The sequence below is a fragment of the Streptomyces sp. 5K101 genome (assembly GCF_046506645.1).
GTDB lineage: Bacteria > Actinomycetota > Actinomycetes > Streptomycetales > Streptomycetaceae > Streptomyces.
In genome coordinates this window covers 316,025-333,358 of record NZ_JBKFFO010000008.1, presented here as the reverse complement: position 1 = coordinate 333,358, position 17,334 = coordinate 316,025, and the positions used below count along the sequence as shown (strand labels likewise).

The window sequence follows — 17,334 nt, the reverse complement described above, 5'->3', positions numbered from 1 at the left end:
CCCCCCGCCCCCCCCCCCCCCGCCTCTTTGTGCTTTCGGCCGTCGACAACGCGCCAGCCCGTAACCCCGGCGTCAACTCCCGTGCGCCAAGCGGGATATGCTCCCGCCCGTCGTTTCATGTGATCTCTTCCCGTTCGATTCTGAGGATGCTGATGGTTCGACAGGGAACGTCGACCGGACGTCCACGGGCGGGGGCGAGCCTCGTCTGGCGGCTGCCCGTCGCCGTGACCGCCGTGGCCGCGATCGTGGCCGCGTTACTGGTCTCCGCGTCGGCTCGCACCCCCGTACTGATCGTGTCCGCCGTCGCCGTCGCCATGGTCGCCGTCGCCTGCGCCGTGGTGGCGCGCCGGGACAGACTGGTCGCCGACCTGCGCGAGCGGGTCGCGGCGCAGGACGCGCTGCTCGCCCACCGCGCGGCCGAGACCAGCCGCCTCGCGGGCGAGCTGCTGCCCCAGGTGGTCGATGCCCTGCGCAAGGGCGGCTTCCCCGAGGACGTGCTCGCCGCCGTCGACGCACCGGCCGAGCACCACGCGGTGCTCCGCTCCGTCGCCGACGCGGTCAGCGCCGAGGAGGACCTGCGCGAGTCCGCGCAGCGCGCCTTCGTGAACATCGCCCGTCGCGTTCAGGCCATCGTTCACCAGCAGGCCCAGGAGCTGCGGGAGATGGAGGACCGGCACGGCGGGAGCCCGGAGGTCTTCGGCGACCTGCTGCGCATCGACCACGGCACCGCGCTGATCGGCCGGCTCGCCGACTCGATCGCCGTCCTCGGCGGCGCCCGCCCGGGCCGCCAGTGGAGCAAGGCCGTCCCGCTCTACAGCGTGCTGCGGGGCGCCATGTCGCGGATCATCGACTACCAGCGCGTGGAGCTGCACTCGGTCTGTGAGGTCGCCGTCGTCGGCACCGCCGTCGAACCGCTGATCCACGCCCTGTCCGAGCTGCTGGACAACGCCACCCGCTACTCGCCGCCGCAGACCAGGGTCCATCTGACCGCGGTCGACGTACAGTCGGGCGTCGCCATCGAGATCGAGGACGGTGGCGTCAGCATGAGCGAGGAGGCACGCAGGCGCGCCGAGCGGATGCTGCGCCAGGCGCAGCAGGGCATCGACGTCAACGACCTGGGCGAGACCCCGCGCCTGGGCCTCGCGGTGGTCGGCCGGCTCTCGCAGGCGTACGGCTTCCAGGTGTCGCTGCGCTCCTCCGCGTACGGCGGTGTGCGCGCCGTCCTCGTCGTCCCCCAGGCCCTGATCACCACGTCCGCCTCGGCGACCGGTCTGGCGCACGGCATCGGCGCGGCGTCCGTCCCCCGTCCCACCGGTTCCGACACCCACGAGCGGCTGCCGCGCCCGGTCACCGGCCCCACGGCGCCCCTGCCGGCGGAGGACGCACCGCAGGTGACCGAGCGGACCGCGAACGGACTGCCGCAGCGACGCCGCAAGAACCGGGCGACCGCTCCCGCCGTCCCCGCGGCCGGGGCGGCCACGGCCCCGACGGCTCCCGCGACCCAGCCGGACTCCGCGGCGGACGCAGCGCCGGCGGTGCAGCCCGGCATGTGGCTGGCCGCCTTCCAGAGCGGCCTGTCCGGCGACACCCCCCCGACGAGCAACGGAAACGAGCAGCCATGATTCAGCGGCAGTCCCACCAGAGCAACATGGACTGGATGCTCAAGGACCTGGCAGAGGGCGTACCGCAGACCCGAAACGTCGTCGTGCTGTCCGCCGACGGACTGCGCATGGCGCAGTACGGCGCGGACACGGACACGGCAGACCGGCTGGCTGCCGCCTGCGCCGGACTGCAGAGCCTCGCGGCCGCGGTCGCCGCCGAACTCCCGGACGGCGACGGCGGGATGCGGCTCGTCGTCATCGAGATGAACGGCGGCTTCTTCTACCTGATGGCGGCCGGCGCGGGTGCCTACCTCGCGGTGCTCGCCGACGAGGGCGTGGACGCCGGACTGATGGGCCAGCGCATGCGGGACCTCGTACTGCGGATCGGAGAGCACCTGAGCACGCCGCCGCGGCACGAGGGGCAGACCGCGTGAGCGAAGCGGACGAGGTCTGGGAGCCGAGCGGTCCGGAGCGGCTGTACGTCATCACCGGCGGCCGCAGCGGATCCTTCGCGCCCACGGCCTTAGATCTGGTCACACTGATCGTGGCCAGGTCCGGCCCCAAGCCCGGGATGCAGCCGGAGCACGCGGCCATCATCCGGATCTGCCAGGCGCCGCTCTCGGTGGCCGAGATATCCGCCTACCTGGGCCTGCCGGTGAGTGTGATCACCGTGCTGCTCAGCGACCTGTTGGCCGAGGACAAGGTGCTGGCCCGCGCACCCGTCCGGGCCGCCCACCTCCCCGACCGCGCTTTGATTGAGGCAGTGATCGATGGACTTCAGAAGCTCTGAGCAGGCTCTCGGCCCGCGGAGCGAGGACGTGCTGCCGGCCACCACCACGGCCGCCGTCAAGGTGGTCGTCGTGGGTGGCTTCGGCGTCGGCAAGACGACCCTGGTCGGTTCGGTCAGCGAGATCAGGCCGCTGACGACCGAGGAGACGATGACCCAGGCCGGCGTCGGCGTGGACGACACGCAGGGCGTGGAACGCAAGACCTCGACGACGGTCGCGATGGACTTCGGCCGCATCAGCATCAACGAGGAACTGGTGCTGTACCTGTTCGGCACCCCGGGGCAGGAGCGCTTCTGGTTCCTGTGGCGCGGGCTGTTCGAGGGCGCGCTCGGCGCGGTTGTGCTGGTCGACACCCGCCGGCTGGAGGTGAGCTTCGACGTCATCGGCCGGCTGGAGGAGCGCGGCGTGCCGTTCGTGGTGGCGGTCAACTCCTTCCCGGACGCGCCTCGTTACCCGGTGGAGGAGCTGCGCGCCGCGCTGGACCTGCCGGAGTCGGTGCCGATCGTGCTGTGCGACGCGCGGGACCGCGCGTCCAGCCGGGACGTGCTGATGGCCCTGATGCGCTATCTGCAGTCCCTGGCCCGGGCGCAGGCGGCGTCGTGACCGGTCGCCCGTGCCCGGCGGCCGGGGCCGGCGAGGGGCCCGCACCGGCGAGCGCCCGCGGCGGAGTCCATGCAGCGATTCCGGCCGCCGATGGGCCGTTGTGCACCGTTTCGCCGGGGATTCGTCCTGTTGGATCAGCCAATCCGGCTGAGTACGATGCGCCTAGATGATCACTCTGAGGTGCAAGTCGCGCGTGTGACAAGGGCGTTGACGCGCCGCACCCGCGTCGAGAGGCAGGCCGCCGTGGAGTCCGAGCTGACCGTCCCGCCGATCTTCTCGCCCATTCCACCTGCGATACACCCCCGGCACGCGGACATAGACGTCCAGACCGCGGCCTGGGCCGAGACGTACCGCATCGGCTCCGAGGCGCTGCGGGCCAAGCTGGTGGTGCAGGACATCGGCACGTTCGCGGCGCGGATCCTGCCCGAGGGCCGCGAGGAGGTCGTCTCGCTCCTGGCGGACTTCGTCCTGTGGCTCTTCGGGGTGGACGACGGACACTGCGAGGAAGGCGAACTGGGCCACCGCCCCGGCGACCTGGCCGGCCTGCTGCACCGTCTGATCCGGGTGGCGCAGAACCCCGAGGCGCCGATGATGCATGACGACTCGCTGGCGGCGGGCCTGCGGGACCTGCGGATGCGCATCGACCGGTACGGCACGGCGGGCCAGACGGCCCGCTGGGTGGACGCCCTGCGCGAGTACTTCTTCTCCGTGGTGTGGGAGGCCGCGCACCGCAGGGCCGGCACCGTGCCCGACCTCAACGACTACACCCTGATGCGGCTGTACGACGGCGCGACCTCGGTCGTCCTGCCCATGCTGGAGATGGGCCACGGCTACGAGCTCCAGCCCCACGAGCGGGACCGCACCGCGGTGCGCGCCGTGGCGGAGATGGCGTCGTTCGTCATCACCTGGGACAACGACATCTTCTCGCACCACAAGGAGCGCAAGGCCCCCGGCTACTACCTCAACGCCCTGCGCGTGCTGGAGCGGCAGGGCATGAGCACCGAACAGGCGCTCACGACCGCGATAACCCAGCGGGACCGGGTGATGTGCCTGTACACCCGCCTGTGCGGGCAGCTGTCCGAGCAGGGCAGTCCCCAGCTGCGGCAGTACCTGCGCAGCCTGTCCAGCTTCATACGCGGCGCCCAGGACTGGGGCATCAGCTCCGTGCGCTACACCACCCCCGACGACCCGGCGAACCTGCCGCCCGTCTTCAGCGACACCCCGACCGACGACCGCCACGAGCCGCTGGACATCCCCGCCGTCGCCTGGTGGTGGGATCTCGTCCCCGGCTCCCCCGCGCCCTCCGTGCACGGGCGGCGCGCCGCGTACACCGCCTAGAGCGGGCCCCCACAGCCGTATCCAGGGAAAGGATTCTCCGGTGTCAGTCGGAGTTCAGCCGGCCGACCTGCGGTCGGTACCCGTCGCACCCGGCGCGGTGCCGCTGCTCGGCCACGCCCTCGCCCTGTGGCGCCGGCCCCTCGGCTTCCTCACGTCCCTGCGGGAGAGCGGCGAACTGGTCCGGGTGAACCTCGGCACCATGCCGATGTACGTCGCCACATCGGCGGAGCTGATCCACGAGGTCACCGTCCGCCAGGCCCGCAACTTCGAGAAGGGACGCTTCTTCGACCGGCTGCGTCCGCTCGCGGGCAACGGCCTCGCCACGGCGGGCGGCGAGGTGCACCGGCGCCACCGCCGGCTGATCCAGCCGATGTTCCACCCGCAGCGGATCACCCTGTACGCGCAGGCGATGAGCGCCAGTGCCACCGCGCTCGCGGACTCCTGGACGGCGGGCCAGGAGATCGAGATGGAGCAGGCGATGGCCCAGTACGCCGTCGAGACACTCGCGACGACCCTGTTCTCCACGGACATCGGGCAGCCCGCGGTGGTCGCCGTCCGCGAGAACCTTCCGGTCGTGCTGAAGAACCTGCTGATACGGGCGGCGTCACCCAAGTTCCTGGACCGCCTCCCGATCAAGCCCAACCGGGACTTCGACGCCGCGGCCGCGACCCTGCGCTCGGTCATCGACCAGGTGGTCGCCGAGACCCGCCGTACCGGCGACACCGGACACAACGACCTGCTGTCCGTGCTGCTGGAGGCGCGCGATGCGGAGACCGGAGACGCACTGTCCGACACCGAGGTCAGGGACGAGCTGAGCACCATCCTCTTCGCCGGCGCGGAGACCACCGCGTCCACGCTCTCCTGGACCTTCTACGAGCTCTCGCAGCACCCCGAGGTCGAGGCGCGGCTCGTGGCCGAGATCAAGGACGTGGTGGGCGACCGCCCCGTCGCCATCGAGGACGTGCCCCGGCTGGAGGCGGTCCGGCGTGTGCTCGACGAGGTGATCCGGCTGCACGGCGTCACCCTGCTCATGCGCCGCGCGACGGCACCCGTGGAGCTCGGCGGTTACGCGCTGCCCGCGGGCACGGAGGTGGGCTTCAGCCTCTACGCGATGCACCGGGACCCCGACCTGTACGAGGACCCGGACCGCTTCGACCCCGACCGCTGGCTGCCCGAGCGCCGTACGGCCGTGTCCCGCCACTCGTACATCCCGTTCGGCGCGGGCAACCGCAAGTGCATCGGGGACGCCTTCGTGTGGACGGAGGCGACGATCGCGCTGGCCACCGTGCTCGCCCGCTGGCAGCTGCGCCCGGCGGGGGGCCATGTGCCGAAGGAGGTGGCGTCGGCGGTGGCACACCCGGACCGCATGCCGATGACCGTGACGCCCCGGGACGCGTAGCGCGGCCGAGGAGCGCGCCCGGTCGGCGTCGAGGTCGCGTGCCCGAGCCCCCGCAGCGCCATGGCCGGCCGTGGGCGAGCCGCCGCGGCGGCTCAGCACGCCCGTGCCGACGCACGCAGGGCCGACAGCACCCGTGCGATGCGCGGCGACGTCTCGGAGCCACGCCGTACCGCCGCCAGGACGTGACGGCGCGGCTGATCGTGCTCCAGTACGCGCATCACCACGCCGCCCCGGCGCTCCGCCGCCGCCATGCGTGGGACCAGCGCGACGCCCATCCCCGCCTCGACCATCGCGAGGATGGCGGTCCAGCCCGCCGCGCTGTGCGCCTGTTCGGGAACGAAACCGGCGCTCTCGCAGGCCGCCAGCGTGATCTCCGACCAGGGGCCGCTGCCGCCGAAGATCCAGGGCTCGTCCGACAGGTCGGCCAGCCGCAGCCCGGCCCGCTCCACGAGCGGATGGTCCGCCGGCAACGCCACGTCGAGCGGGTCGGCGAGCAGGGACACCAGGGCGAACCGGGGATCGCGGGCTGTTGGGGCCTGGGCGGCCAGCGAGAGCGCCAGGTCCACCCGGCCCGACGACAGCAGGTCGTACGCCTCGGCCGCCTCCGTCTCCCTGATGCGCACCTGCAGCCCCGGATGCGCGGCCCGCAGCCGCCGTACGGCCGGAACGACCAGAGCGGGCACGGCCGTCGAGAACGCCCCGACCCGCACCGTGCCCGTCTCGCCCCGCAGGTACCCGGCGAGTTCGGCGTCGGCGCGCTCCAACTGGGCGAACACCGAGTCCGCGTGACGGAGCACCAGGTGGGCGGCGTCGGTGAGCCGGACCCGGCGGCCGTGCGCCTCGAGGAGCGGGACGCCGAGCTGTGCGGACAGGTTCGACAACTGCTGGGAGACGGCCGAGGGCGTCATCATCAGCTCCTCGGCCGTCGCGGTCACGGTCCCCCGCTCGCCGAGCGTGCGCAGGATCCGCAGCTTCCTGATGTCCCAATCCCGCGTACCGTTCATGCCGGCACGCTATCCCGGCCGGGCCCGGCCACCGCCTGCCGCGCGCTTCAACGACGGGTCACTCGGCGACCGTGGCGCTCCTCGCCGCCGCCAGCATCACTCCGCCGAGGATCAGTCCCATGCTCACGAACTGCGCCGTCCCCATCGACTCGCCCAGCACGGCGTACGAGAGCAGCGCCACGCACACGGGCTGCAGGTAGTAGACGGCTCCCGCGCGGGCGGCGCCGATCAGGGCGATGGCGCGGTTCCAGGCGAAGAACGCGACCGCGGAGGAGAAGACGCCCACGTACACCAGCGGGCCCACCGTTCCCACCGTCGGCGTGAAGCCGCCCTGGAGGGCGAGGCTGACGGCGAAGAGGGGCGCGAGCAGCAGCGCTCCCAGGACGAAGGTGACGAAGACCAGGACCACCCCGTCGATCCCGGCGGGACGCCGCCGCAGCAGCGCGCTGTACGAGGCGAAGCTGAGCGCCGCGGCGAACATCCACAGGTCTCCGGCGACGAAGTCCACCGACAGGGACCCGTCGCCGACCAGCAGCAGCACACCCCCGCAGGCGACCAGCATCCCCGTGGTGCGGCGCGCGCCGAGCCGGGTGCCGCCGAGCCTCTCGTACAGCGCCATCACCACGGGCGACGCGGCCATGATCAGGCCCATGTTGCCGGCGGACGTGGTGAGTCCGGCCTGGTTGACGAGGGTGTTGTAGACGGTGACGCCGAGCAGGGAGGCGGCGAGCAGGAAGGGCAGATGGCGGCGGATCAGGGCGCGCCGGCGCCAGGCGGCACGCACCGCGAAGGGAGCGACCGCGACGATGGCCACGATCCAGCGCCAGAAGGCGGCCTGCGCCGGGGGCACGGAGTCGTGCAGGGCCCGCGAGGTGACGAAGCTGCCGGACCAGACGACGGTCGCCACCGCCGCGAACAGCAGTCCCGATGCCGCTCCCCGCCGCGCCCGTCGCGCGGCGTTCGTCCTGCTGGTGGTGGTGTGGGCGTGCTCCGGGGCCGTCACGGCCATCCTGTGCCTTCCTGTCGGGCGGGCGGTGCGTCCACCGTCGCCCGGGAAGACCTCTTAGGTCCATCGAATACTTACGACGATTGTTTTAAGCAGATCCGAATGATTCGGGCTCCGGGCACGACAAAGGCGCCCCGGACGCGTCAGCGTCGGGGCGCCTCGAAGGCTGGGGTCAGCGCGGCGTCAGCTCTGCTTCCTGGACTTGTCGAGCACCATCACCAGGCCGGCGATCACCACGAACAGGGCGATCGGCGCCACGACATACAGGCCGAGGGTCTCGGCCACGCTCAGGCCGGGACCCGGGTCGTCGCCGTCGTCCGGGGTGAGCGCGAGCGCGGGGGACGACATCAGCAGCATCATCAGCGTCGTACCGGCTGCGACGGCGCCGGCGCGCAAGGCGTTCTTCTTGTCCACGGTGCCAACGTAGCGAACGCCCTTCAGGGCCGCGCGCCCGGGGGTACCGTACGGGACCCGGAGCCGGTGGCCGGAGGTGTCGTGCGGGACCCGGAGCCGGTCGCCGAGGGTGCCGTACGGGACCCCGACCCGGTCGCAGGAGTTGTCGTACCCGGCCCGGAGCCGGTCGCCGCGGGTGCTGTACGGGAGGGGGCGGCGGTTTCCACGGGCGCGAAGGCCGTCATCAGCCGGTGCAGGCGCGGCGAGGCCGCGAGGTCCTCCAGGGACACCGGCCCGCCCTGGCCGTCCGCGACGGGCAGCCGCCAGTTCGGGTACTCGTCCCAGGTGCCCGGCAGGTTCTGGGGGCGCAGGTCGCCGACCGCGTCCGGCAGCCACACCCCGACCATGCGCGCCGGCGTGCGCAGCAGGAAGCGGTAGACCGCCCGAATACCGGCCTCCTCGTCGCCCGCCCCCTCGGGCAGCAGGCCGAGGCGCTCCAACACGCCCAGCCACTCCCGCACATCGGCCGCGTCCTCCGTCCGCTCCTGCTCCAGGCCCCGGGTCAGCAGCCCGAGCCGGTGGCGCAATTCCACGTGGCCGCCGCTGAGCCGGGCCGCGGTGGAGGGCAGGTCGTGGGTGGTGGCGGTGGCGACGCATCCCTCCCGCCACCGCTCAGGCGGCAGCGGGCGGCCGTCGCCCGCCCAGTCCCGCTCGAACCAGAGCACGGAGGTGCCCAGCACGCCACGGTCCGCGAGCGCCTCCCGCACGCCCGGCTCGACCGTGCCCAGGTCCTCGCCCACGACGACGGCGCCCGCGCGGTGCGCCTCCAGGACGAGGACCGCGAGCATCGCCTCGGCGTCGTAGCGGACGTACGTGCCCTCGGTGGGCGGGGCGCCCTGCGGCATCCACCAGAGCCGGAACAGGCCCATCACATGGTCGATGCGCAGCGCGCCCGCGTTGCGCAGGATGCTGCGCAGCAGGCCCCGGTACGGCGCGAACCCGGAGGCGGCCAGCGCGTCCGGGCGCCAGGGCGGCAGCCCCCAGTCCTGGCCGCGGGCGTTGAACGCGTCGGGCGGGGCGCCGACCGACATCCCGGCGGCGAAGACGTCCTGCTGGGCCCACGCGTCGGCACCGTCGGGGTGCGCCCCCACGGCCAGGTCGTGCACGACGCCGACGCCCATGCCCGCCTCGCGTGCCGCCCGGCCCGCTGCGGCCAGCTGCGTGTCGGTCAGCCACACGAGACGGCTGTGGAAGTCGACCCGGTCCATCAGCTCGCTGCGCGCCCGCGCGGTCTCGGGCGAGCGGGGATCGCGCAGTGCGACCGGCCAGCTGCGCCACGCGGAGCCGTGCACCTCGGCGAGCGCGCACCAGGTCGCGTGGTCCTCCAGGGCCCGGCCCTGCTCGGCGAGGAACGCGCAGTAGGCGGCGTGGCGGCCGGGCCCCAGGGGGACGGTGTGCAGGATCTCCAGAGCCTCGCGCTTCAGCTCCCACACGGCGTCCCGGTCGATCAGCGCACCCTTGGCGAGGACGGATTCCCGCAGCTCGGCGCCCTTCTCGCGCAGCTCCTCCAGCCGTGCGCGCTGCGCGGGAGCCGCGTACGCGTACTCCGGGACGTCCTCGACGCGCAGGTGGACGGGGTCGGGGAAGCGGCGTGAGGAGGGGCGATACGGGGAGGGGTCGGCGGGGGCGCCCGGCACCGCCGCGTGCAGCGGGTTCACCTGGACGAAGGACGCGCCCAGCGCGCGGCCGGACCAGGCGGCGAGCTCGGCGAGGTCTCCCAGATCGCCCATGCCCCAGGACCGGGCGGACAGCAGGGAGTAGAGCTGCACCAGGAAGCCGTACGAGCGGCCCTCGGGCCGGGGCACCTCGCGGGGCGCGACGACGAGGTGCGCGGCGGAAGTGCGGCCGTCGGGGGTCTCGGCGCGGAGCCGGTGCACGCCGTGCGGCATCCGGCCCCAGCCGCCGGGGCCTTCCGTCTCGGGGTCGGTCTCGCCGCCGCCCTCCGTCTCGACGTACAGCCGGGTGCCGCCGGGCAGATCGCCGAGCGCGGACGGCGGTCGCGTCCGCGCGCCGTCCTGCCAGACGACGACCGTCCGCGGCAGCAGCCGCTCCGTCGCGGCGCGGTCCGCACGGTCCAGGGCGGCGGCGACCGCCTGTGGGGTGGACGCGTCGATGCCGAGCGCGGCGAGGACGGCCACGACGGTGGCGTCGGGGACCGCCACAGTGACGCCCTCGGAGGGCTCGAAGGTGGTGGCGACTCCGTGCAGCGCGGCGAGCCTGGCAAGGCCCATGCGGACTCCTTCAGACCCCTGGTGACTCCGCGCCGCCCGCCGTGCCGTGGGCGGTCGGCTCGCTCGTCAGGGGCGCGATGTCGGCGAGCGGGGGCTCGCTGGTGAGAGGGGCGGCGTGAGCGAGCGGCGGCTCGCTCGTGAGCGGCACGTCGGGGGCGAGCGGGGGCTCGCCGGTGAACTGTGCCGCGTGGGTGGGCGGGCAGCCTGCCGGGGCATGCGCCGGCTGCGCCGGGACCTGTTTGGACAGGGCGGAGAGCAGCAGGTGCGCGGATGCGGCCACGGTAAATCACTCCAAGCGGGCGTGAACGGTCGTGAACGGGTCACAGCAGCCCTACCCCGTGGGCACGACCACAGACGTAAACGACCGGCCAACGTGTTCCGCGTCACATGGTGTTGCCCGTCCGGCGGTCGGCCACGGCGACGCGCCGATCCGCCCGGGAGGTCTGCGAAGTCGCTCCGATCACCCCGCCGCACCAGGCAAAAGGCACACAACGGCCACGTGCATTGACACCCTCACGGTGGGGGTGGTGGGCTCGAACCGACCGGAACGGCAGGGGAGAACGAGGGGAGACCGGCGTGCGGCTCGGGGGCGGAAGACGTACAGCGGCGGCCGTCGCCGTCGCCGTCATCGGCGGCCTGCTGGGCGGGGCGCCGGGGGCCGTCGCGGCCCCCGCGGACCCCGGTGCCCCGGCCGGATCGGCGCAGGACCCCGAGGGCGCCGCGGCGACACCTTCCGTGTGGCCGCGCCCTCAATCGCTGCGCCCCACGGGCGGTGCCATCCCGCTCGGCGACGAGGCGACCGTCATAGCGGACCCGGCCGCCGACCCGTACGCGGTCGGGCTGCTGAAGGACCTGCTGCACGAGGCCGGCGTGCGGACCGTGCACACCGAACTGCCCGGCCGCGGGCCGGTGTTCCGGGTCGGAGGCCAGGGCGCGCACGAGGCGCTGCGCGCCCTGCGCGCGGCGGAGCGCGCCGACCTGCCCGCGGGCGGCTACCGCCTCGCGGCGGGCCGCACCGCGGGGCGCGACACGGTCGCGCTCGACGGGGTGGGCGGCGACGGCCTGTTCCACGGGGTGCAGACGCTGCGGCAGCTCGTGACGGACGGCCGCGTCGCCGGCGTCGTCGTGCGCGACTGGCCCGCAACGGCCGTGCGGGGCATGACGGAAGGCTTCTACGGCCAACCCTGGTCGCACGAACAGCGGCTCGCCCAGCTCGACTTCATGGGACGCACCAAGCAGAACCGCTATCTGTACGCCCCCGGTGACGACCCCTACCGGCAGACGATGTGGCGCGAGCCGTACCCCGCGGCGCAGCGCGCGGAGTTCCGCGAACTGGCCGAGCGCGCACGGCGCAACCACGTCACCCTCGCCTGGGCCGTCGCGCCCGCGCAGTCCATGTGCCTGGCCGACGACGGGGACCTGCGGGCGCTGACCCGCAAGATCGACGCGATGTGGGCGCTGGGGGTGCGCGCCTTCCAGCTGCAGTTCCAGGACGTGAGCTACAGCGAATGGCACTGCGAGAAGGACGCGGACACGTACGGGTCGGGTCCCGAGGCCGCGGCGAGGGCCCAGGCCCGGGTCGCGGACGCCGTCGCCCGGCACCTGGCCGGCCGCCACCCGGGCGCGGAGCCGCTGTCGGTGATGCCGACCGAGTTCTACCAGGAGGGCGCCACGGAGTACCGCACGGCGCTCGCGAGGGAGCTCGACGGGGCGGTGCGCGTGGCCTGGACCGGTGTCGGCGTCGTGCCGCGCACGATCACGGGGCGTGAACTGGCGGGCGCGCGGGACGCGTTCGGCCATCCGCTGGTCACGATGGACAACTACCCGGTCAACGACTACGCGCAGGACCGGCTGTTCCTCGGCCCGTACTCCGGCCGGGAGCCCGCGGTCGCGACCGGCTCGGCGGCTCTGCTGGCCAACGCGATGGAGCAGGCGTCCGCCTCCCGCATCCCCCTGTTCACCGCGGCCGACTACGCCTGGAACCCGAAGGGCTACCGCCCCGAGCAGTCCTGGCAGGCCGCGCTGGACGACCTCGCGGGCGGCGACCCGCGCACGCGGGAGGCGCTGGCGGCCCTGGCCGGGAACGACGCGTCGTCGATCCTCAGCCCCGAGAGCGAGTCGGCGTATCTGCGCCCGCTGATGGACGCGTTCTGGGACTCGCGCACCACGCCGGACGCGCGGGCGCGGGACCGGGCGGCCGAGGCGCTGCGTGCGGCGTTCACGGGGATGCGCCGTGCGCCCGAGCGGCTCGAGCACACCGCGGACGGGCAGCTGGCCCGCGAAGTACGGCCGTGGCTGGACCAGTTGGCCCGCTACGGCCGGGCCGGCGAGCTGGCGGTCGACATGCTCCGGGCACAGGCGCGCGGGGACGGGCAGGCCGCCTGGCAGGCGTCTCTCGACCTGGAGGCGCTGCGCAAGGAGCTGCGGGCGAGCCGGGCCACCGTCGGCAAGGGCGTGCTCGGCCCGTTCGTCGACCGCGCGGTGAAGGAGTCGCGGGCCTGGACGGGTGCCGACCGGGCCCGGGAGGGCGAGGACACCGTACGGCTGGGGCGGCCGCGTCCGCTGACGGCGGTCACGGTGATGACCGAGCCCACGGCCGCCCCGCGCGGGCGTCTCGAGGCGCACGTGCCCGGCGAGGGCTGGCGTGCGCTCGCGCCGCTGTCGGCCGGGGGCTGGACGCAGACGGACGCCAGGGGCGTGAGGGTCGACGCACTGCGGGTGGCGCCGGACGGGGACGGGCCGGTGCCGGTCCGTTCGGTGGTGCCGTGGTTCGCGGACGAGCCCGCGGCCGGGCTCGACCTCGTCCGCGCCCAGACCAGCGCCGAGATCGGCGGCGCTCCGCAGCGCGCCGGGGTGCGGCTGACGGCGCAGCGGCCCGGTGCGGTGCGCGGCGCGCTGACCGCGAAGGCGCCGGCGGGCATCGAGGTGAAGGTGCCGAAGGAGACGACGGTGCCGCGCGGGCTGCGGACCACGGTGCCGGTGGAGGTGACGGTCCCCGAGGACACCCCCGCGGGCGAGTACCAGGTGCCGCTGTCCTTCGCGGGACAGGAGAGCACGCTGACGGTGCGCGCCTTCCCGCGGACCGGCACCACGGACCTCGCGCGCACCGCCGGTGTGCGCGTGTCCTCGTCCGGCGACGAGACCGCGGACTACCCGGCCGCGGCGGCCGTCGACGGCGACCCGCGCACCCGCTGGTCCTCGACGCTCGGCCCGACGGCCTGGTGGCAGCTGGAGCTGCCGCGGCCGGAGCGGGTGGGCATGGTGGTGCTGCACTGGCAGGAGGCGTACGCGACGCGGTACCGCATTCAGGTCTCGTCGGACGGCCGGGTCTGGCGCACGGCCGCGACGGTCACGGACGGCAAGGGCGGCCGTGAGTCGGTCCGCATGGACGCCGGGGACACCCGCTTCGTCCGCGTCCAGGGCGACGAGCGGGTCACCGACTTCGGGTACTCGCTGTTCTCGGTGGAGACCTACGCCGTCGCCGAGTGACGCGCGGGCACGGCCGCGGAGCGAGGGACGGCCGGCGGCGCCGGAGTGCGCGGCGCCCTCCCCGGGCGGCGCTCGGCGGGGAGGGCGGGCACAAAAAATGGCCCGCGGTCGTCAGGCTGAGATGCCGTCGATCCGGGCCATCGCGTCGTCCGCGCCGTACGGCTGCAGGTAGGGCAGCCAGCGCGGGTCCCTATGTCCGGTCCCGATGATGCGCCAGGCCAGTCCGCTGGGCGGCGCGGGCTGGTGGCGCAGGCGCCAGCCCAGTTCGCGCAGGTGCCGGTCGGCCTTGACGTGGTTGCAGCGGCGGCAGGCGGCCACCACGTTGTCCCAGGCGTGCTGTCCCCCGCGACTGCGCGGAACGACATGGTCGACGCTGGTTGCGACGCCACCGCAGTACATGCAGCGCCCGCCGTCGCGGGCGAAGAGCGCTTTGCGGGTGAGAGGAACGGGCCCCCGGTAGGGGACCCGCACGAACCGTTTGAGCCGCACCACGCTGGGAGCGGCGACGACACGGGTCGCACTGTGCATGAAGGCGCCGGATTCCTCGAGGCAGGTTGCCTTGTTCTCGAGGACGAGGACGAGCGCGCGGCGGAGCGGTACGACGCCGAGCGGCTCGTACGACGCGTTGAGGACCAGGACGTGCGGCACGGTGGATGCCTCCTTGTACGCCGGCGGCGCGTGGCTCGCGCCGGGACGATCTGTCTTCAGTTTGTCCTCATGGCCGGTCCCGGCGCCACCACGTGCAGGTAACGGGCTGGAAGTGTTTTCCGCCACAGGGCCTCGGGACGTTCCTCCCCCTTTCTTCCCCCGCGTGAGCCTTGTCTCTCCCCCGGCCGACCACGCCGTGACAGCCTTCGTCCGCCGTTAGGGTGGTTGGGGCTGTCCGGCGGATCGTGGCCGCCAGGCCCCTCGTCCCACCGCACGCCTGGAGGTCTCCCCCCGTGACCGCGTTCTGGTCCGCCGTCCGCGCGGATGCCGATCCCTCGCCCGCACCCGTCACGCTCGACGAGGCCGCCAAGCAGGCCGGCAACGCCGCGGGCTGGGTCGAGGAGAACTGGTCGGTCTGGCTGAACACCGGGCTGCGCATCGCGCTGATCCTCGTCGTGGCCCTCGTGCTGCGCATGCTCGTGCGCCGGGCCCTGACCAAGCTGATAGAGCGGATGAACCGCTCCGCGCAGGCGGTGGAGGGCACGGCGCTCGGCGGTCTGCTGGTCAACGCCGAGCGGCGCAGGCAGCGCTCGGAGGCCATCGGCTCGGTGCTCCGCTCGATCGCGTCCTTCGTCATCCTCGGCACCGCGTTCCTGATGGTCCTCGGCGCGTTCAAGATCGATCTCGCGCCGCTGCTCGCCTCCGCCGGTGTCGCCGGTGTCGCGATCGGTTTCGGCGCGCGTAACCTCGTCACGGACTTCCTCTCCGGCGTCTTCATGATCATGGAGGACCAGTACGGCGTCGGGGACTCGATCGACGCGGGCGTCGCCTCCGGCGAGGTGATCGAGGTCGGCCTGCGCGTCACGAAGCTGCGCGGCGACAACGGCGAGATCTGGTACGTCCGCAACGGCGAGATCAAGCGGATCGGCAACCTCAGCCAGGGCTGGGCGACCGCGGGCGTCGACGTCACGGTCCGCTCGTCCGAGGACCTGGACCGGGTCAAGGCCGTGATCGGCGAGGTGGCGGACGACCTGGCCAAGGACGAGCCGTGGAACGAGCAGCTGTGGGGCCCCGTCGAGGTGCTGGGCCTGACCGAGGTGCTGCTGGAGTCGATGACGTTCCGGGTGTCGGCGAAGACCATGCCGGGCAAGTCGCTCGGCGTGGAGCGGGAGCTGCGCTGGCGGATCAAGCGGGCCTTCGACGCCGCGGGCATCCGGATCGTCGGCGGCCTGCCGCAGCCGGCGGAGGCGGCTGCCGCCGACCCGGCGGCCGGCATGGCGGCGCCGTCCGCCTACGCGTCCACGACGTCCCCGCAGTCGCTGGCCGCCTCTCCGATCCCGCCGCCGGCGAACCTGTCGAAGTAGCGCCCGGCCGGGCCGGCCCCGGCCCGCACCGCTCGCAGCGCCCCCTCGGTAACTCTTTGGTTGCCCAGGGGGCGTTTGCCATTGACGACGCGCTGACCGGCGGCCTACTTTTCCCCTACGAGAATAGGAAACTTTCCTAACAGTGCCGCCAGTCCTCCGGATCGAAAGGCAGGTGCGACCGTCGTGGCCGGAACCACCCCCGGAACCCCGCGTGTGCTGCGCGCCATGAACGACCGTGCCGCACTCGATCTGCTGCTGGAGCACGGCCCCCTCTCCCGTACCCGGATCGGCAAGCTCACCGGCCTGTCCAAGCCCACCGCGTCCCAGCTGCTGGCCCGGCTGGAGGCGGCGGGCCTCGTCGTGGCGACCGGCACCACCGAGGGGCGGCCCGGCCCGAGCGCCCAGCTGTACTCCGTCAACGCCCGCGCCGCCTACGCGGCCGGGCTCGACGTCACCCCGCAGCGCATCCGCGCCGCCGTCGCCGACATCACCGGCGAGACCGTGGGCGAGTTCGAGCTGCCCACGCCGGGGCGCCGTACGGTGAGCGTCGTGCGGCAGGTCGGCGACGCGCTCGACGGCGCCGTCAAGGCCGCAGGCGTCACCCGCGCCGACGTCCACCGCACGGTCGTGGGCACGCCCGGCGCCTTCGACCCCTCCACGGGACGCCTGCGCTACGCCTCCCACCTGCCCGGCTGGCACTCCCCCACGCTGCTGGACGAACTCGCCGCGGCGCTGCCGATGCCCGTCGAGTACGAGAACGACGTCAACCTCGTCGCCGTCGCCGAGCAGCGCGGCGGCGCCGCCCACGGCCACGAGGACTTCGTGCTGCTGTGGAACGAGGAGGGCCTCGGCGCCGCCGTCGTCATCGGCGGCCGGCTGCACCGCGGCTTCACCGGTGGCGCGGGCGAGGTCGGCTTCCTGCCCGTGCCCGGGACCCCGCTGGTCCGCCAGGTGACCAAGGCCAACAGCGGCGGCTTCCAGGAACTGGCCGGCGCCCAGGCGCTGCCCCGGCTCGCGCGGGAGCTCGGCATCGAGGGTGTCGGCAGCGGTCCCCACGCGGAGGTCGCCGCCACGCTGGTCGCCCGTGCCGCGGAAGCGGACTCGGGACCGTACCGGCAGCTGCTCGACGCCTACGCGACCGGGCTCGCGACCGGTCTGGCGTCCATGGTCGCCGTGCTCGACCCCGAGCTCGTCGTCCTGTCCGGCGAGGCAATCGTCGCGGGCGGGGAGCCGCTGCGCGAGCGCGTCCAGGCCGAGCTCACCGAGCTGGCGGCCTCCCGGCCCCGGCTGTTGCTCGGCTCGGTGCGCCGCAGCCCCGTGCTGCGGGGCGCGCTGGAAACCGCCCTGGCCACGACCCGCGACGAGGTCTTCGACACCTCCCGCTGACCCCTCGTCCCCCGCTTCTCCCCT

General features: G+C 73.8%; 15 protein-coding genes. 9 read left to right on the top strand and 6 right to left on the bottom strand.

The window, feature by feature from the left end; translation table 11 throughout:
• Nucleotides 1-152 precede the first annotated feature (152 nt).
• From ACLB9X_RS18445 to ACLB9X_RS18420, 6 genes are all read left to right on the top strand, one after another.
• Nucleotides 153-1,622, top strand: coding sequence for a sensor histidine kinase (locus tag ACLB9X_RS18445; protein ID WP_410361473.1), 1,470 nt, complete (start codon nt 153-155; stop codon nt 1,620-1,622).
• On the top strand, nt 1,619-2,035 hold the full coding sequence (locus tag ACLB9X_RS18440; protein ID WP_410361461.1) for a roadblock/LC7 domain-containing protein: 417 nt from the start codon (nt 1,619-1,621) through the stop codon (nt 2,033-2,035). Before ACLB9X_RS18445 ends, ACLB9X_RS18440 begins: the two co-directional genes overlap by 4 nt.
• The gene (locus tag ACLB9X_RS18435; RefSeq protein ID WP_410361460.1) at nt 2,032-2,391 is read left to right on the top strand and encodes a DUF742 domain-containing protein; all 360 of its coding nucleotides are present in this window, start codon (nt 2,032-2,034) and stop codon (nt 2,389-2,391) included. The genes ACLB9X_RS18440 and ACLB9X_RS18435 overlap by 4 nt, the downstream gene beginning before the upstream one ends.
• Nucleotides 2,372-2,992, top strand: coding sequence for a GTP-binding protein (locus ACLB9X_RS18430; RefSeq protein ID WP_410361459.1), 621 nt, complete (start codon nt 2,372-2,374; stop codon nt 2,990-2,992). The genes ACLB9X_RS18435 and ACLB9X_RS18430 overlap by 20 nt, the downstream gene beginning before the upstream one ends.
• Before the next feature lie 243 nt (nt 2,993-3,235).
• Nucleotides 3,236-4,330 carry a selina-4(15),7(11)-diene synthase gene (locus ACLB9X_RS18425; RefSeq protein WP_410361472.1) on the top strand — a complete coding sequence of 365 codons (1,095 nt, stop codon included), beginning with the start codon at nt 3,236-3,238 and terminating at the stop codon, nt 4,328-4,330.
• Between the two features lie 40 nt (nt 4,331-4,370).
• Nucleotides 4,371-5,729 carry a cytochrome P450 gene (locus ACLB9X_RS18420; RefSeq protein ID WP_410361458.1) on the top strand — a complete coding sequence of 453 codons (1,359 nt, stop codon included), beginning with the start codon at nt 4,371-4,373 and terminating at the stop codon, nt 5,727-5,729.
• A gap of 92 nt (nt 5,730-5,821) precedes the next feature.
• Here ACLB9X_RS18420 and ACLB9X_RS18415 read toward each other — a convergent pair whose 3' ends face one another.
• The 5 genes from ACLB9X_RS18415 to ACLB9X_RS18395 all read right to left on the bottom strand — a co-directional run bounded on the left by ACLB9X_RS18415 (nt 5,822) and on the right by ACLB9X_RS18395 (nt 10,703).
• Nucleotides 5,822-6,733 carry a LysR family transcriptional regulator gene (locus tag ACLB9X_RS18415; RefSeq protein WP_410361457.1) on the bottom strand — a complete coding sequence of 304 codons (912 nt, stop codon included), beginning with the start codon at nt 6,731-6,733 and terminating at the stop codon, nt 5,822-5,824.
• Between the two features lie 58 nt (nt 6,734-6,791).
• A complete protein-coding gene (locus ACLB9X_RS18410) occupies nt 6,792-7,742 on the bottom strand; it encodes a DMT family transporter (RefSeq protein WP_410361456.1) in 951 nt (316 codons plus the stop codon).
• A 180-nt stretch (nt 7,743-7,922) separates the two neighbouring features.
• The gene (locus ACLB9X_RS18405; RefSeq protein ID WP_177150869.1) at nt 7,923-8,153 is read right to left on the bottom strand and encodes a hypothetical protein; all 231 of its coding nucleotides are present in this window, start codon (nt 8,151-8,153) and stop codon (nt 7,923-7,925) included.
• A gap of 23 nt (nt 8,154-8,176) precedes the next feature.
• Nucleotides 8,177-10,423: a 4-alpha-glucanotransferase gene (gene malQ, locus ACLB9X_RS18400; protein WP_410361455.1), complete on the bottom strand. Its 2,247-nt coding sequence runs from the start codon at nt 10,421-10,423 to the stop codon at nt 8,177-8,179.
• Between the two features lie 10 nt (nt 10,424-10,433).
• Complete coding sequence (locus ACLB9X_RS18395) at nt 10,434-10,703, bottom strand: hypothetical protein (protein WP_410361454.1); 270 nt, start codon at nt 10,701-10,703, stop codon at nt 10,434-10,436.
• A 296-nt stretch (nt 10,704-10,999) separates the two neighbouring features.
• Here ACLB9X_RS18395 and ACLB9X_RS18390 point away from each other — a divergent pair, with 296 nt between their 5' ends.
• The gene (locus ACLB9X_RS18390) at nt 11,000-13,912 is read left to right on the top strand and encodes a beta-N-acetylglucosaminidase domain-containing protein (RefSeq protein WP_410361453.1); all 2,913 of its coding nucleotides are present in this window, start codon (nt 11,000-11,002) and stop codon (nt 13,910-13,912) included.
• A 111-nt stretch (nt 13,913-14,023) separates the two neighbouring features.
• Here the strand turns inward: ACLB9X_RS18390 and ACLB9X_RS18385 are convergent, their stop codons facing one another.
• A complete protein-coding gene (locus tag ACLB9X_RS18385; RefSeq protein ID WP_177150873.1) occupies nt 14,024-14,560 on the bottom strand; it encodes an HNH endonuclease in 537 nt (178 codons plus the stop codon).
• Between the two features lie 293 nt (nt 14,561-14,853).
• Here ACLB9X_RS18385 and ACLB9X_RS18380 point away from each other — a divergent pair, with 293 nt between their 5' ends.
• Together ACLB9X_RS18380 and ACLB9X_RS18375 are read left to right on the top strand one after the other, a co-directional pair.
• On the top strand, nt 14,854-15,924 hold the full coding sequence (locus ACLB9X_RS18380) for a mechanosensitive ion channel family protein (RefSeq protein ID WP_410361452.1): 1,071 nt from the start codon (nt 14,854-14,856) through the stop codon (nt 15,922-15,924).
• A 183-nt stretch (nt 15,925-16,107) separates the two neighbouring features.
• Nucleotides 16,108-17,310 carry an ROK family transcriptional regulator gene (locus tag ACLB9X_RS18375; RefSeq protein ID WP_410361451.1) on the top strand — a complete coding sequence of 401 codons (1,203 nt, stop codon included), beginning with the start codon at nt 16,108-16,110 and terminating at the stop codon, nt 17,308-17,310.
• The last annotated feature ends 24 nt before the right edge of the window (nt 17,311-17,334 follow it).